Annotated in this window: 8 protein-coding genes; 5 read left to right on the top strand and 3 right to left on the bottom strand. The window is 63.3% G+C overall.

The window, feature by feature from the left end; all coding sequences use genetic code 11:
- Nucleotides 1–27: 27 nt before the first annotated feature.
- Nucleotides 28–2,793: a TonB-dependent receptor gene (locus Q5Z11_RS06540; RefSeq protein ID WP_303749230.1), complete on the bottom strand. Its 2,766-nt coding sequence runs from the start codon at nt 2,791–2,793 to the stop codon at nt 28–30.
- A 393-nt stretch (nt 2,794–3,186) separates the two neighbouring features.
- Nucleotides 3,187–5,253 (bottom strand): glycoside hydrolase family 97 protein, encoded by a 2,067-nt coding sequence (locus Q5Z11_RS06545; RefSeq protein WP_303749231.1) that lies wholly within the window; start codon nt 5,251–5,253, stop codon nt 3,187–3,189.
- Between the two features lie 210 nt (nt 5,254–5,463).
- On the opposite strand from Q5Z11_RS06545, the gene Q5Z11_RS06550 reads away from it, so the two are divergent.
- From Q5Z11_RS06550 to Q5Z11_RS06560, 3 genes are all read left to right on the top strand, one after another.
- On the top strand, nt 5,464–6,945 hold the full coding sequence (locus tag Q5Z11_RS06550; RefSeq protein ID WP_303749232.1) for an MFS transporter: 1,482 nt from the start codon (nt 5,464–5,466) through the stop codon (nt 6,943–6,945).
- Nucleotides 6,945–8,660: an alpha-amylase family glycosyl hydrolase gene (locus Q5Z11_RS06555; protein WP_303749233.1), complete on the top strand. Its 1,716-nt coding sequence runs from the start codon at nt 6,945–6,947 to the stop codon at nt 8,658–8,660. The genes Q5Z11_RS06550 and Q5Z11_RS06555 overlap by 1 nt, the downstream gene beginning before the upstream one ends.
- 286 nt (nt 8,661–8,946) lie before the next feature.
- Entirely contained in the window at nt 8,947–9,327 is a 381-nt protein-coding gene (locus Q5Z11_RS06560; RefSeq protein WP_303749234.1) for an SseB family protein, read from the top strand.
- A gap of 171 nt (nt 9,328–9,498) precedes the next feature.
- Here the strand turns inward: Q5Z11_RS06560 and Q5Z11_RS06565 are convergent, their stop codons facing one another.
- Nucleotides 9,499–10,530, bottom strand: a complete 1,032-nt coding sequence (locus Q5Z11_RS06565; protein WP_303749235.1) for a LacI family DNA-binding transcriptional regulator — start codon at nt 10,528–10,530, stop codon at nt 9,499–9,501.
- Between the two features lie 275 nt (nt 10,531–10,805).
- Here Q5Z11_RS06565 and Q5Z11_RS06570 point away from each other — a divergent pair, with 275 nt between their 5' ends.
- Both Q5Z11_RS06570 and Q5Z11_RS06575 read left to right on the top strand, forming a co-directional pair.
- Nucleotides 10,806–11,369 (top strand): single-stranded DNA-binding protein, encoded by a 564-nt coding sequence (locus Q5Z11_RS06570; RefSeq protein ID WP_303749236.1) that lies wholly within the window; start codon nt 10,806–10,808, stop codon nt 11,367–11,369.
- Between the two features lie 368 nt (nt 11,370–11,737).
- Entirely contained in the window at nt 11,738–13,435 is a 1,698-nt protein-coding gene (locus Q5Z11_RS06575; RefSeq protein WP_405051681.1) for a ShlB/FhaC/HecB family hemolysin secretion/activation protein, read from the top strand.
- Nucleotides 13,436–13,502: the final 67 nt, after the last annotated feature.

Consider the following 13,502-nt stretch of genomic DNA (forward strand, 5'->3'; position numbering starts at 1 on the left):
CGGGCCTTCGGTCCTGCATGGGATGAATCAGAACTTGTAGTTCACACCCACCTGGTAGGTGCGGCCCCATTCCACGGTTTCCAGAGGCCGGTCCTTGGTGCCGGCATAGGTTTCGTACTTGGAGTTGGTCAGGTTGCTGGCCTGCAGGAACAGGCTCAGGCCCTTGAACATCGTGCCGTCGCCGAAGCTGTAGCCCAGCTGTGCATCCAGCACATCCTCACCCTTGACGTAACGCAGGGTGCGGGCGCCGTTGAAGTTGCCGATCTCGCCGATGAAGTCCGAACGCTTGCGCTGGTTCAAACGCACTTCAAAGCCGCTGTTCTCGTAGTAGGCGGTGAAGTTGTAAACGCGCTTGGACAGGCCCGGCAGCATGATCGGATCGCTGCCAACGCTGGAAACGGTTGCCGGATCCGGTGGGATGGTGATGTTGCTGTCATTGAAGCCGGCACTGGCTACAACGCCAAAGCCGCGCAGTGCGTCGGAGAACAGATCCAGCGGCAGTGATGCGGTCAGTTCCAGGCCACGCAGGCTGCCACCCTTGCCGTTGAACGGTGCGGTATAGGTACCGGTCTTGTCGACAACAATGCCCGGCGGCAGGCTGACGCCGTTGGCCAGCAGCCATGCGTCTACCTGGTCGGTGAAGTCGTAGCCATCACGCTTTTCGGTGAAGACGTAGGTCTTCAGGTCCTTGTAAAAGAACGCCGCAGCAACATATGCCTTGTTGCCGAAGTACTTCTCCCACGACAGGTCCACCGCGTTGGCCACCCACGGATCCAGGTTGGGGTTGCCGCCGCTGGCACCCGGCGTGCCATTGTTGGTGTCGACGCCGAACTCCATCGAGGCGCGCATTTCATCGACGCGTGGGCGTGCTACCTGGCGGGCCAAGGCGAAGCGCACGGTGTTTTCGGCCGGCAGTTCAAAGGCCAGGTTCAGGCTCGGCAGGAAGTCGAGGTACTTCTTGCCTTCGTTGATCGGAATCACCTGGCTGCCAACCGCCTGCGAGCCGTCCCAGTAGTTGGAGTGCGATGACTGATCAACGTGCTGGGCCTGGATGCCGACATTGCCGCGTACCGGGATCGAGCCGATCTGCGTGCTGATGTTGGCGCGCAGGAAGGTGGTGGTGATCTTCTCGTCCACCGTCCACTGCTTCGGAATCAGGTAGCTCTCGGTGGTGGTCGGGTTGAACACCATGTAGCGGCCAACCGCAGCAGGCACGTTCCAGGCCGGGATGTAGCCGGCGCCGGCAAAGCCCAGGTTGACCGGCTTGTACTGCAGGTCGGCGGCGATACTGGTGTCGCCCTGTGCACCCAGGTTGATGTTGCCTTCGGCCTGGGTCTTGTTCTTGCTGCGGTCGGCGTAGTTCACGCCGACGTCGAAGTCGGAGAACCAGGTGAAGCCCTCCGGCACCGGGAAGGTGGCGGCCAGCTTGAATCCCTTCAGCTCATCGTCCACATGCGGGGTCTTGCCATAGCCCGAACCGTAGATGGTATTGGTCAGGTAGAGCTTGCTGTAGTCCGAGTAATCCAGCCCCGGGGTGAACTTCGGGAAGCTACCACCCGCGAAGTTCAGTTTCACCGAATCCAGCATGGGTGCCGGCAGCAGCTGCAGGTTGTTTTCCAGGTTCAGCTCATCACGTTCGGCCTTGGACCAGCTCACGTCGGCAACCACGCGCACATCACCGAAGTTGAACTCGTTGTTCCAGCCGATGGCCTTGATGCTGTCCTCGCGGTGGTTGTACATGCCGCGCACAAGGGGGTAGACATTGTGCGCAACACCACTCTCGAAGCTACCGTTGCTGCCGACCACCACGTCGGTCAGGTTGAGCGGGTCATAGCCGCCGTTGTAGCCACCCAGATGGATTTCGATCTGGTTGGCGGTGTCGTATTCCTTGGCCTTGGTGTAGAAGGTGTCCAGCGTGCTGGTCCAGCTGTTGTTGGGCCGGAACTGCAGGGTCGCCATGACGCCGTCACGCTTGGCGTGGCCGGTACGGCGCAGTGCCTTGATGCCATCGGAATAGTAGGTGCCGCCGGGGACACCAGGGCGCCAGCCATCGTCTCCCAGTGCCTGCCAAGGCTCATACAGGCCGACCTGGTTTTCCTGCTTGGACATCTCCGAATGGGAGTAGCCAATGGCCAGACCAATAGTGTTGTCGGCGAACTTGTCGACGTAGCTGAAGTTGGCGCGGCTGCCATACGGGTCTTCGCCAGCGGCTTCGCCCAGCGAGTTCTTCTGGTAGCGGCCGCTGAGCGCGATGACGCGCTCGTTATAGCTGAGCGGGCGCACGGTTTGCAGGTCCAGGGTGCCGGACAGACCCTGGCCGACCAAGCCGGAATCCGGGGTCTTGTAGACGGTCACGCCGCTGATCAGCTCAGACGGGTACTGGTCGAACTCGACGCTGCGGTTGTCGCCGGTGCTGACCACTTCGCGGCCGTTGAGCAGGGTGGTGGCGAAGTCCGGCGACAGGCCGCGCACGCTGATCACCTGGGCACGGCCGGCAACGCGCTGGGCGGCCAGGCCGGGCAGGCGGGCGATGGATTCGGCGATGCTCACGTCCGGCAGCTTGCCGATGTCTTCGGCCGAGATGGCTTCCACGATCGAGGTCGAGTCGCGCTTGACCGAGATCGCGCTCTCGATGCCGCGGCGGATGCCGGTGACGGTGACGGTGTCCAGATTGGTGGCTTCGGCCTTGGCCTTGGCTTGTTCTTCGGCCGTCTGTGCGTGTGCGCTGGCGGCTGTCAGTGTGATGGCTGAGGCCAGTGCAACGCTCAGCAGGTTGCGCTTGGTGTTCAACATACTCCCCTCTCCCAGGTGATGTCGGTTGGTTGTGTTCTGTGCTCCCCCGTCTTGGTGTGGGGGATGCGTCGCTGTTTTTTTCGCTGCTTGCGACTGACTCGCATGGTAATCAGCGGGCAAGCCCGTGGTGCTGGGCTGCATACGTATTCAATGGGGCTTTGCGGCGGCAGATAGGTCTGAAAACGCTTTCGGCGACGGTTCTGCCATCACGCCGTCGTTTCCGCGAAGGCGGGAATCGCTGTGGCTGTGGCATCGGTTGTGGCTTTGGTTCATGCCGTCATTCCCGCCTGCGCGGGAATGACGGCTGTAGAGCAAAAGCCAAAAGCCAGACGTCCAAAGCCCCAAGCCCCAAGCCCCACAAGCCCAGAGCCTTGGCTTCAGGCCGTCCAGCCCTCACTCCACCGGCACAAAGCGCACAGCAGCACCGCCACCAGCCGCAAGCTGCAGCTTGATTCGGTCGCCACTACCCACCACCCGCGTCTCACGAGCGAACGCAAACGGTGCCGTTTCCCAGTTGGCGCCGTCACCATCGCGGTAGATCTCCGCGCGGTAACGCTTGCCTGGGGTCAGGAACGACAAGGCCACATCCAGCGACTGCGGCTTCTCGCTGCCAACGCTGCCGACAAACCATTCCTCGCTGCCACGCGCCTTGCGTGCAAACGTCACGTACTGGCCAACCTCGCCATTGAGCACATGGCTTTCCTCCCAATCCACCGCCACGTCCTTGATGAACTGGAAGGCGTCCGGGTGCTGGGCGTAGTGTTCGGGCAGATCGGCGACCATCTGCACCGGGCTGTACAGCACCACGTACAGGGCCAGCTGCTTGGCCAGGGTGCTGCGCAGGGCCAGGCCGTTGCGGCCCTTCAGGCTGACGATGCCGGGGGTGTAATCCATCGGCCCGCCCAGCATGCGGGTGAACACCAGCGTGGCTTCATGGCCCGGCGGGTTGGGCGGGTTGCCCCAGGCGTTGAACTCCATGCCGCGTGCGCCTTCGCGCGATACCCAGTTCGGGTAGGTGCGGCGCAGGCCGGTGTCCTTGATCGGCTCGTGTGAGTTGATCGCGATGTGCTTGGCGGCGGCCTGCTGGAGCACACGCAGGTTGTGGTTGCTCATCCACTGGCCTTCGTGCCATTCGCGGGTGATCGGGCCGTCGACCTGATCCTGGCGGTGGATGTCACCTGCGTCGCAGACGTAGCCGGTCTTGATCACATCCACGCCGTTGCGCGCATACAGGTCCAGCGCGGCTGGCAGCTGGCGTTCGTAATGGCTGACCGCGCAGGCGGTTTCGTGGTGACCGATCAGGTGCACGCCCTTGCCAGCGGCGTAGCTGGCGAGCTCGGGCAGGTCGAAATCCGGGGTAGCGCGGGTGAAGTCGAAGGCCTCGCCGTTGGCGAACCAGTCGCCGTCCCAGCCGATGTTCCAGCCTTCCACCAGCACGCCACGGAAGCCATTGGCGGCGGCGAAGTCGATGTAACGGCGGGTGTTTTCGGTGGTGGCGCCGTGCTTGGGGCCGGTGGCCCAGGTCTCGGTTTCCAGGTGCAGCGACCACCACACGCCGGCATATTTGGCCGGCTTGAACCAGCTCACATCGCCGATCGCATTGGGTTCGTTGAGGTTGAGGATCAGGCTGGATTCGGCCAGATCGCCGGCCTTCTCACCGATGGTGATGGTGCGCCACGGCGTGTTGAAGGGCAGGGCGCGCACGACCGGCGCGCCGCTGCTGGACGGGGTGAGCGTCGCGCGCAGGATGTCGCCATCGCCACGGGCCAGGTTCATACCGGCGTAGTCCACCAGTGCGGCTTCGTGGATGGAGATATGCAGGCCGTTGTCGCTGCGCAGGGTCAGCGGGGTCTGCGCGGTGCCGACTTCCTTCAGCGGGGTCTGGTGGTACAGGTATTCCTCGCGGTTCCACTCGAAGGCGGGAATCCACCAGGCGGTGGCCGGGCGCGCCAATGCGAACTCGGTCAGCTCGGCATGGATCTGCGCCTGCTTCATGCCGGCCTGCTGCGGGAACTCGTAGCGGAAGCCGATGCCGTCGTCATAGACGCGGAACACCACGTCAAAACGGCGCTCGTAGTTGCGGCCAGCGCCGGGCTTCTCGGTGAAGCTGGCGCGCAGTTCGTTGTAATGGTTGCGTGTCAGGCGGCGCTCGCCCCAGGGCTGCTCCCAGGTTTCATCGAAGCTGCGTTGCGACTGTCCGGTGAGGGCGACATTACGCTCCAGACGGCCGTCGCCAAGCAGCATGCCCAGCCGCGACGGTGCGATCACTGCCTGGCCATTGCGCTCAACCCGGTACGAAGGCCGGCCTTCATGCTGGGATTCGACGACCACGACAAGCTGCTTGTCGGGGGAGGTAATGCGCGCCAGATCGGCAGCGTGGGCCGGCAGGCAGCTGACCAGCAGCAGCGCGAACGCGGCCTTCAGCGACAGGCGGGCAGGGGTGGGACGTGTATCGGCCATGCGGGTCTCAACTCCGGTTTCTGGTCGGCGCGCCGGCCCTGCTGGCTGGCACGTGGCGCCACTATTCCCTGCCGGAGGCCGCCGTGGGCGTGACGGCGTATTGAATACGTATGCAACAGCGGTGCAGATCACAGGTGCGCCCTCTACCATGGCTGCAGCGCATCCGCGCCCAACATCGCATCCGTGATTCCCGGAGGGGGGAAGCGCTTGATGAATAGCAAACCGCAGCTGTCGTTCTGGCAGATCTGGAACATGTGTTTCGGCTTCCTGGGTATCCAGTTCGGCTTCGCGCTGCAGAACGCCAATGCCAGCCGCATCTTTGAAACGCTGGGCGCGCCGATGGATGCGGTGCCAGGGCTGTGGATCGCCGCACCGCTGACCGGGCTGCTGGTGCAGCCGGTGATCGGCTATCTGTCCGACCGCACCTGGACGCGCTGGGGCCGGCGCCGCCCTTATTTCATGATCGGCGCGGTGCTGACCACGCTCGCGCTGCTGGTGATGCCGAACTCGCCGACGCTGTGGATCGCCGCCGGCACGCTGTGGGTGCTGGACGCCTCGATCAATATCTCGATGGAGCCGTTCCGTGCCTTCGTCGGTGATCAGTTGTCGCCGAAGCAGCGCCCTGCCGGATTCTCGATGCAGAGCTTCTTCATCGGCGTGGGCGCGGTGGTGGCCAGTTTCTTGCCCTTCATCCTTGCCCACTTCGGTGTGGCCAATACGGCGGGACCGGGTGAAGTACCGGATACCGTGCGCTATGCCTTCTACTTCGGCGCCGGGGTGTTGCTGCTGGCAATGAGCTGGACGGTGTTCAGCACGCGCGAGTATTCGCCGGCCGAGCTGGCCAGTTTTGATGATGCGGAGCCGTCCGCTGTGCATTCGACGCAACGCGTCGGCGGCTTGCCGCAATGGAGCCAGATTGGCCTGTGGCTGGGTCTGGGCGTGTTGCTGGCAGCGTTGATCGCCTGGCGCCAAGGCGACCGCATGCTCTACGTGCTGGCCGGCCTGTGTGCCAGCTACGGCCTGTTGCTCGGCCTGGCACGGCTGCTGCCCGGCACGCATATGCTGGCCACCATCGTCGACGACCTGCGCAGCATGCCGGGCACGATGCGGCGCTTGGCCTGGGTGCAGTTCTTCTCCTGGTTCGCCTTGTTTGCGATGTGGATCTACACCACCGCAGCGGTGGCTGGCACGCACTTCGGTTCCACCGATACGCAGTCAGCTGCGTACAACGAAGGCGCGAACTGGGTCGGCGTGTTGTTCGGCGCTTACAACGGTTTCGCTGCCGTGGCGGCGCTGATCATTCCGCTGATGGTGCGGGCGATTGGCCTGCGCTGGAGTCATCTGGTCAATCTTTGGCTGGGCGGTTTGGGCCTGATCTCGCTGATGCTGATCAAGGACCCGCACTGGCTGTTGCTGTCGATGGTCGGCGTCGGCTTTGCCTGGGCCTCGATCCTGTCGCTGCCTTACGCACTGCTGTCGGACAGCGTGCCGGCGGCAAAGATGGGCGTGTACATGGGTATCTTCAATTTCTTCATCGTGATCCCGCAGTTGGTTGCCGCCAGCGCCTTGGGCTTTGCCCTGCGCAACTGGTTGGGTGGCGATCCCATCCACGTGCTGGTGCTGGGTGGTTGCAGCCTGTTCGTGGCTGGATTGTTCGTGCTGCGGGTTCCGTCGCAACAGGAGGTGGTGTGATGCGTAGTCGTTTGGCAGCAGCCGTTGGTCTGGCACTGGTGGCAGGGTCGGCCTTGGCCGACAACAGGCCGGATTACATAGGCACCACCGAGCCATTCGCCAGCGATGCGGTGTACTTCGTGGTCACCGACCGCTTCGTCAATGGCGATACCAGCAACGACCATCGCGACCAGGGCGGTGAGCATCCCACCTTCGATATCCCGGTGCCGTGCCCGGACAAGATCGACGGCAACATCGGCTACCTCGGCGGCGACTTCAAGGGCGTACTCGACAACGCCGACTACATCCGCGAGCTCGGCTTTGGCGCGGTATGGATCACGCCGATCATCGACAACCCCGATCAGGCCTTCACCGGCAGCAAGCCAATCAGCTGCACCAGCACCCTGACTGACCGCGGCAAGACCGGTTACCACGGTTATTGGGGCATCAATTTCTACAAGCTGGATGAGCATCTGCCCAGCGCAGACCTGGATTTCGCAGGCCTGACGAAAGGACTGCACGATGCCAAGCTGAAAGTGGTGCTGGATATCGTCGGCAACCACGGTTCGCCAGCCTGGACCATGCCCAAGCGGCAGCCGCAGTTCGGCCAGATCTTCGACAAGGACGGCAAGCTGATTGCCGACCATCAGAACCTTGCCCCGGACAAGCTTGATCCGAAGCACAACCCGCTGCATGCGTTCTACAACAACATCGGCCCGGTAGATGGCAGCAAGGGTTCGATCTTCGACGGCAACCTGGCCGAGCTGTCGGATTTCAATGAGCACAATCCGGCAGTGATGGATTACCTGGTGGGTGCCTACCTGCAGTGGACCGCGCAGGGTGTGGACGCCCTGCGCATCGACACCATCGGCTGGCTGCCGCATCCGTGGTGGCATGAATTCGTAAACCGCATCCGCGCCGAGCACCCGGGCATGTTCATGTTCGGCGAAGCCTTCGACTACGACGCAGCGAAGATTGCCGAGCACACCTGGCCGGCGAACGCGAATGTCAGCGTGCTGGACTTCCCGTTGCGCGGTGCGATGTCCTCGGTGTTCGGCAAGGAGCAGAAGGGCTTTGAAGCGCTGGTCGAACCGCTGCACCTGAGCGGCGGCCCGTATGCCAATCCCTATGCGTTGATGAGCTTCTACGACAACCATGACATGGCGCGTCTGGACGCCAGTGATGCGGGTTTCATCGATGCGCACAACTGGCTGTTCACCGCACGCGGCATCCCGGTGCTCTATTACGGCTCGGAAACCGGCTTCATGCGCGGCCGCGCCGAGCATGCGGGTAATCGCGCGTACTTTGGTCAGCAGCGGGTGGATGAAGCGGAAAACAGCCCGATCTTCGCGCCGCTGCAGCGCATCGCCAAGCTGCGTGAGGCTACGCCTGCATTGCAGCGCGGCTTGCAGGTGAACGAGCGGTTGCAGGGCGACGAGGCGGTGTTCTATCGCGTGCTGCAACATGGTGATACCGCGCAGACGGCGCTGGTGCTGCTGAACAAGGGTGATGCTGCACGTTCGTTCGAGGTCAGTCGCTATCTGCAAGCCGGGCAGTGGCGTGATGTGCTGGGTGGCGGTTTCTTGAAGGTGAAGCGTTCGCTGAAGACCGAAGTGCCGGCGCATGGCGTCAAGGTGTTTGTGCTGGAAGGGCAGGTGAAGCAGGCTGAGCTGCAGGGGCAGTTGGATGCTGCGATGGCGGATCAAGGCGCGCGGGATAAGAGATTGGCGCAGTAGACTGCTTAAGCCCCTCTCCCGCCTGCGGGAGAGGGGTTGGGGTGAGGGCAGCTTTAGCTCGCTACTCCAGCCCCGCTCCAAAAGCACCCCTCCCCAACCCTCCCCTTTGCTGCGCAAAAGGGAGGGGGCAGATCGCGGCGCGGCAGGGTTCGCTTGTCTCCCTCCCTTTGCCGAAGGCAAGGGGAGGGCCGGGGAGGGGTAGCTCTTGCTTCTGCACCAGAGCCTTTGCGACTCCCCAAAGCCCCACCCGCTACAATCCGCCCCCAGGCATTCCCGGCGGCACCGTATGAACCAGCTTCCCCCGCAAACCCCCATAGAAACCCTGTTGCAGACCGCAATGGACGGCAAACTGCCGATCCGCGCCTTCATGCAGGCCTTCGTCGCATCCGAGGTGGTGCTGCTCACCGGCAGCCTGGTCACGGCCGACGGCAGTGGATTCGACCCGTTGCTGTTCGACAAGCAGGGCGTGCTGCACGTGGCGGTGTTCACCGATATGGCGCGGGTCGGTTTCCACCAGCAACAGGCCCCGCACAACATCCGCATGCTGATGCTCGAAGTGTTGCGTCGCGTGCCGGGCGGCTACGGCGTGGTGATCAACCCCGGCACCCCGCTGGGCTTTGAGATATCACCGTCAGGCGTGGGCGAAATCCTCAAGGATTTCAGCTGAGTCAAGGCACGCGGCAACGTCGTAGCCCGGGTAAGCACAGCGCACCCGGGGCTTGCGTCCGACAGGTCGCAGAAGTGACTTGTCTATGGAGATGGAACCTGACGAAACTTCGTGTTCCTGCATTTCCCGGGTGCGCTGCGCTTACCCGGGCTACATGGGCTACGGCGCGAATCACACGCCGAGCGATGATTCCCGCACCACCAGCTTCACCGGGATGGTGAGGCCTTCCACCGGTTCACCGGCAATCAGGCCCAGCAGCTTGTCGACCAGCAGCTGACCGGCCTGCTTGGTGTCCTGCTGCACCGTGGTCAGCGGCGGCGATACCGATGCCGCCAACGGAATATCGTCAAAGCCGGTCACCGCGATGTCCTGCGGCACGCGTACGCCACGCTCGCGCAGGGCGCGCAATGCACCAATCGCGATCAGGTCACTGGCCGCGCAGATCGCATCGAAGTCCTTGCCGCTGTCGAGCAGGGCGATGCAGGCGGCGTGGCCGGAGTCCTCGGTGGTGATGGCGTCATGCTGCAGCGTCGGATCTGCCTTCAGGCCGCGCGCGGCCAAGGCTTCGACATGGCCGCGGTAGCGTTCCTCGAACTCGGGGTAGTGGCTGGACGCGTGGCCGAGGAACGCGATGCGCTGGCGGCCCTGCTCAAGCAGGTGCGCGCTGATATCAAAGCCGCCCTGGAAGTTGTCGCTGCCAATCGATACGCCAGGCTGGCCTGGCAAGGCCGCGCCCCAGCGTACGAAATGGGTGCCTTGCTCCACCAGCCGCTGCAGCCGCTCCACCGACTCGTGGTAGTCGCCATAGCCGAGCAGGATGATGCCGTCGGCCTTGTTGCTGTCCTCGAAGTCGGCATGCCAGTCGCTGGACAGCTGCTGGAACGAGACCAGCAGGTCCAGCCCCTTCAGCGCACAGGCGCGGGTGATCGAGCCCAGCATCGAGTGGAAGAAGGGGTTGATCAACGAGTCATCATTGGTCGGGTCCTCGAAGAACAGCAGTGCCAACGTGCCGGACTGCTGGCAGCGCAGGCTGGAGGCGTTCTTGTCGACCTTGTAGTTCAGCTGGCGGGCGATATCGAGGATGCGCTGGCGGGTTTCGGCATTGACCATCGGGCTGCCACGCAGCGCTCGCGACACCGTCGGCTGCGAGACGCCGGCCATATGCGCGATATCCAATGAAGTGGCTTTGCCCTTGATGACCATCTTGACCAGCAATCTGAACGACGTCTGGCATCATGCCATGCGGCCGTCGAAACGGGGCAGGCTGGGGCTGCGAGGCCTCGCCAGCCGGACGATTCCAGCACTGGCTGGCGCACCCTCCGGACCTCCTCCGGGCCGGCGGTAACCCCGGCAGGGCCAGCGCAAGCCTTACGCCGCAAGGGCTGCAAGGATTGGCTGCTATCTGTCGCCGGACAGATATAATACGTGGGCTATTGCCCGCATCCGGCGGGTGGACCCCAACGGAAGAGTAGGAACCTATGGCCCGCGGCATCAATAAAGTCATCCTCGTCGGCAACCTCGGCAACGACCCGGACACCAAGTACACCCAGGCCGGCATGGCGATCACCCGCATCAGCCTGGCGACCACCAGCGTGCGCAAGGACCGTGATGGCAACCAGCAGGAGCGTACCGAATGGCACCGCGTGGTGTTCTTCGGCAAGCTCGGCGAGATCGCCGGTGAATACCTGCGCAAGGGCAGCTCGGTCTATGTCGAAGGCGAACTGCGCTACGACAAGTACACCGGCCAGGACGGTGTGGAGAAGTACACCACCGATATCGTCGCCAACGAGATGCAGATGCTCGGCGGCCGTGGTGAAGGCGGCGGCGGTGGTGGTGGCGGTGGCTACGGCGGCGATCGTCCGCAGCGCCAGTCGGCCCCGCGCCAGCAGCAGGGTGGCGGCCAGGGCGGTTACGGCAACCAGGACCAGGGCGGCGGTGGCGGCTACGGCGGCGGTCAGCGCCAGCAGCAGCGCCAGGCACCCCCGCAGCAGCAGTCGGCTCCGCCGATGGACGATTTTGCCGACGACGATATTCCGTTCTGATCAACCGTCCGGACATTTGTTTCGCCCAAAGGCCACGCATTGCGTGGCCTTTGTTTTTTCCAATGTCGGGAAAGCACAACAAACCAAAGCTTCCGTCATGACGTCATGTCAATTGGCCCTTGTCCTAAAAGTAGCTGCAATTGGTTCTGAAGCAATCAGATCTGTTGGTTTGCTAAAATGGCGCGAGAGGTTGTGCTTACAGGGGCGGTTGCAGGCAGGGCAGGGGCGTGTTCCCGGTCTTGGCTGCAGTGCCGATGTTTCTCGGAATGGTGCGCAGGCCCCAATCATTCCGTGCAGCGGGACGCTGCGGTTGGACAAGGACAGTAGTTGCCATGGGATGCAATGGAGTGCGGGTGCGGGGCGTATGGATGTTGCGTGCGCGGGTGTTGGCGGTTGCTTGTTCGGCACTGCTGGGTACTGGCGCTGCGCAAGCGCAGACAGCAGACATCAACGCCCAGGAATTGCTGAGGCAACAAGAACGCGAACGTGTATTGCGTGAGCAGCAGGAGGCGCAGCCCGATGCGCGGCTGCAAGCCACGCCGGAAGAAGCGCTTGGGCGCCTGCCGGTGGACGAAGCACCGTGCTTCGTCATCAATCACATCAGCCTGGAAGGCGATGAGGCGGAGCATTTCCGCTGGGCCTTGAAGGCTGCCGATCCCAAGGACGATCCTGCTACTGGCCATTGTCTTGGTACTGCGGGCGTCGACATCGTGATGAAACGCGTGCAGAACGCGATCATCGCCCGTGGCTATGTCACCACCCGTATCCTCGCCGCGCCGCAGGATCTGAAAAGCGGCAAGCTGGTATTGACCGTGGTACCGGGTCGTATCCACGCCATCCGCTTCGCTGACAGTGCGCAGTCGCATCCAGCACTGTGGAATGCGATGCCGGCTGCGCCCGGTGATCTGTTGAACCTGCGCGATATCGAGCAGGCGCTGGAGAACTTCCAGCGCGTTCCAACGGCCTCGGTGGATATCCAGATTGCCCCGCCCACGGAGGGCGCAGAGGCCAAGCCTGGCGAAAGCGACCTGCTGATCAGCTGGAAGCAACGCTTCAAGCTGCGCACCAACATCAGCCTGGACGATTCCGGCAGCCAGTCCACCGGCAAGCTGCAGGCCGGCGCCACCGTGTCGCTGGACAACCTGGCAGGCCTCAACGACCTGTTCTACGTCAACATCGGCAAGTCGGTGTTCAACGGCAGTGGCCGCGATACGGACAGCTGGGCCGCGCACTACAGCGTACCTGTCGGCAAATGGCTGTTCGGCATCAATGCGAGCAAGTACGACTACAGCCAATCGGTTGCCGGCGCCTACGAAACCTATGTGTACAGCGGCGCCAGCCGCAATGCGGAAGCGCGGCTGACGCGCATGCTGTTCCGCAATGCCAGCTTCAAGACCAGCGGCTATGTGCGGGCCTGGTACCGCGACTCGAACAACTTCATCGATGACACCGAGATCGAGGTGCAGCGCAGGCGCATGGCCGGTTGGGAGCTGGGGCTTGCGCACAAGCAATTCTTTGGCAACAGCACGCTGGATGCCGGTGTTGCCTATCGGCGCGGAACCGCTGCTTTCGATGCGCTGCCTGCACCGGAAGAAGCCTTCGGCGAAGGCACCGCGCGTGGCCGGGTGATAACCGCTGATGCGCAGTTGATGGTGCCGTTCAAGCTGGGCAAGCAGCCGGTGCGTTACACCAGCAGCTGGCGCGCGCAGTGGAATCGGTCACCGCTGGTGCCACAGGACCGCTTCTCCATCGGCGGCCGCTACACCGTGCGTGGCTTTGACGGCGAGATGTCGTTGAGCGGCGAACGCGGCTGGTTGCTGCGCAACGAGCTGGGCTTTGCGCTCGGTGGCGGGCAGGAGGCCTATCTGGGCGCCGATTACGGGCGTATCGGTGGTCCGTCCGCGCGCTGGCAGATGGGCGATTACCTGGCTGGTGCAGCCATCGGCCTGCGAGGTGGTGTTGCGCATGCGCAATGGGACTTCTTTGTCGGCAGCCCGCTGCACAAGCCCGCTGGTTTCCCAACCGCTTACACGACGTTCGGCTTCAGCCTGAGCGCCTCGTTCTGATACCCGGCGGCCACGCTGGCCGCACGCATATGGAACCTGCCGCCTGCATCCACATGGACGGGCGGCA

The organism is Stenotrophomonas sp. 610A2, from assembly GCF_030549615.1.
GTDB classification, from domain to species: Bacteria; Pseudomonadota; Gammaproteobacteria; order Xanthomonadales; family Xanthomonadaceae; genus Stenotrophomonas; species Stenotrophomonas pigmentata.

What these genes read in the sequence shown, in the direction of transcription:
- Q5Z11_RS06540 (WP_303749230.1), bottom strand. Translation starts at nt 2,793, where the DNA reads ATGTTGAACACCAAGCGCAACCTGCTGAGCGTTGCACTGGCCTCAGCC.
- Q5Z11_RS06545 (WP_303749231.1), bottom strand. Translation starts at nt 5,253, where the DNA reads ATGGCCGATACACGTCCCACCCCTGCCCGCCTGTCGCTGAAGGCCGCG.
- Q5Z11_RS06550 (WP_303749232.1), top strand. Translation starts at nt 5,464, where the DNA reads ATGAATAGCAAACCGCAGCTGTCGTTCTGGCAGATCTGGAACATGTGT.
- Q5Z11_RS06555 (WP_303749233.1), top strand. Translation starts at nt 6,945, where the DNA reads ATGCGTAGTCGTTTGGCAGCAGCCGTTGGTCTGGCACTGGTGGCAGGG.
- Q5Z11_RS06560 (WP_303749234.1), top strand. Translation starts at nt 8,947, where the DNA reads ATGAACCAGCTTCCCCCGCAAACCCCCATAGAAACCCTGTTGCAGACC.
- Q5Z11_RS06565 (WP_303749235.1), bottom strand. Translation starts at nt 10,530, where the DNA reads ATGGTCATCAAGGGCAAAGCCACTTCATTGGATATCGCGCATATGGCC.
- Q5Z11_RS06570 (WP_303749236.1), top strand. Translation starts at nt 10,806, where the DNA reads ATGGCCCGCGGCATCAATAAAGTCATCCTCGTCGGCAACCTCGGCAAC.
- Q5Z11_RS06575 (WP_405051681.1), top strand. Translation starts at nt 11,738, where the DNA reads ATGTTGCGTGCGCGGGTGTTGGCGGTTGCTTGTTCGGCACTGCTGGGT.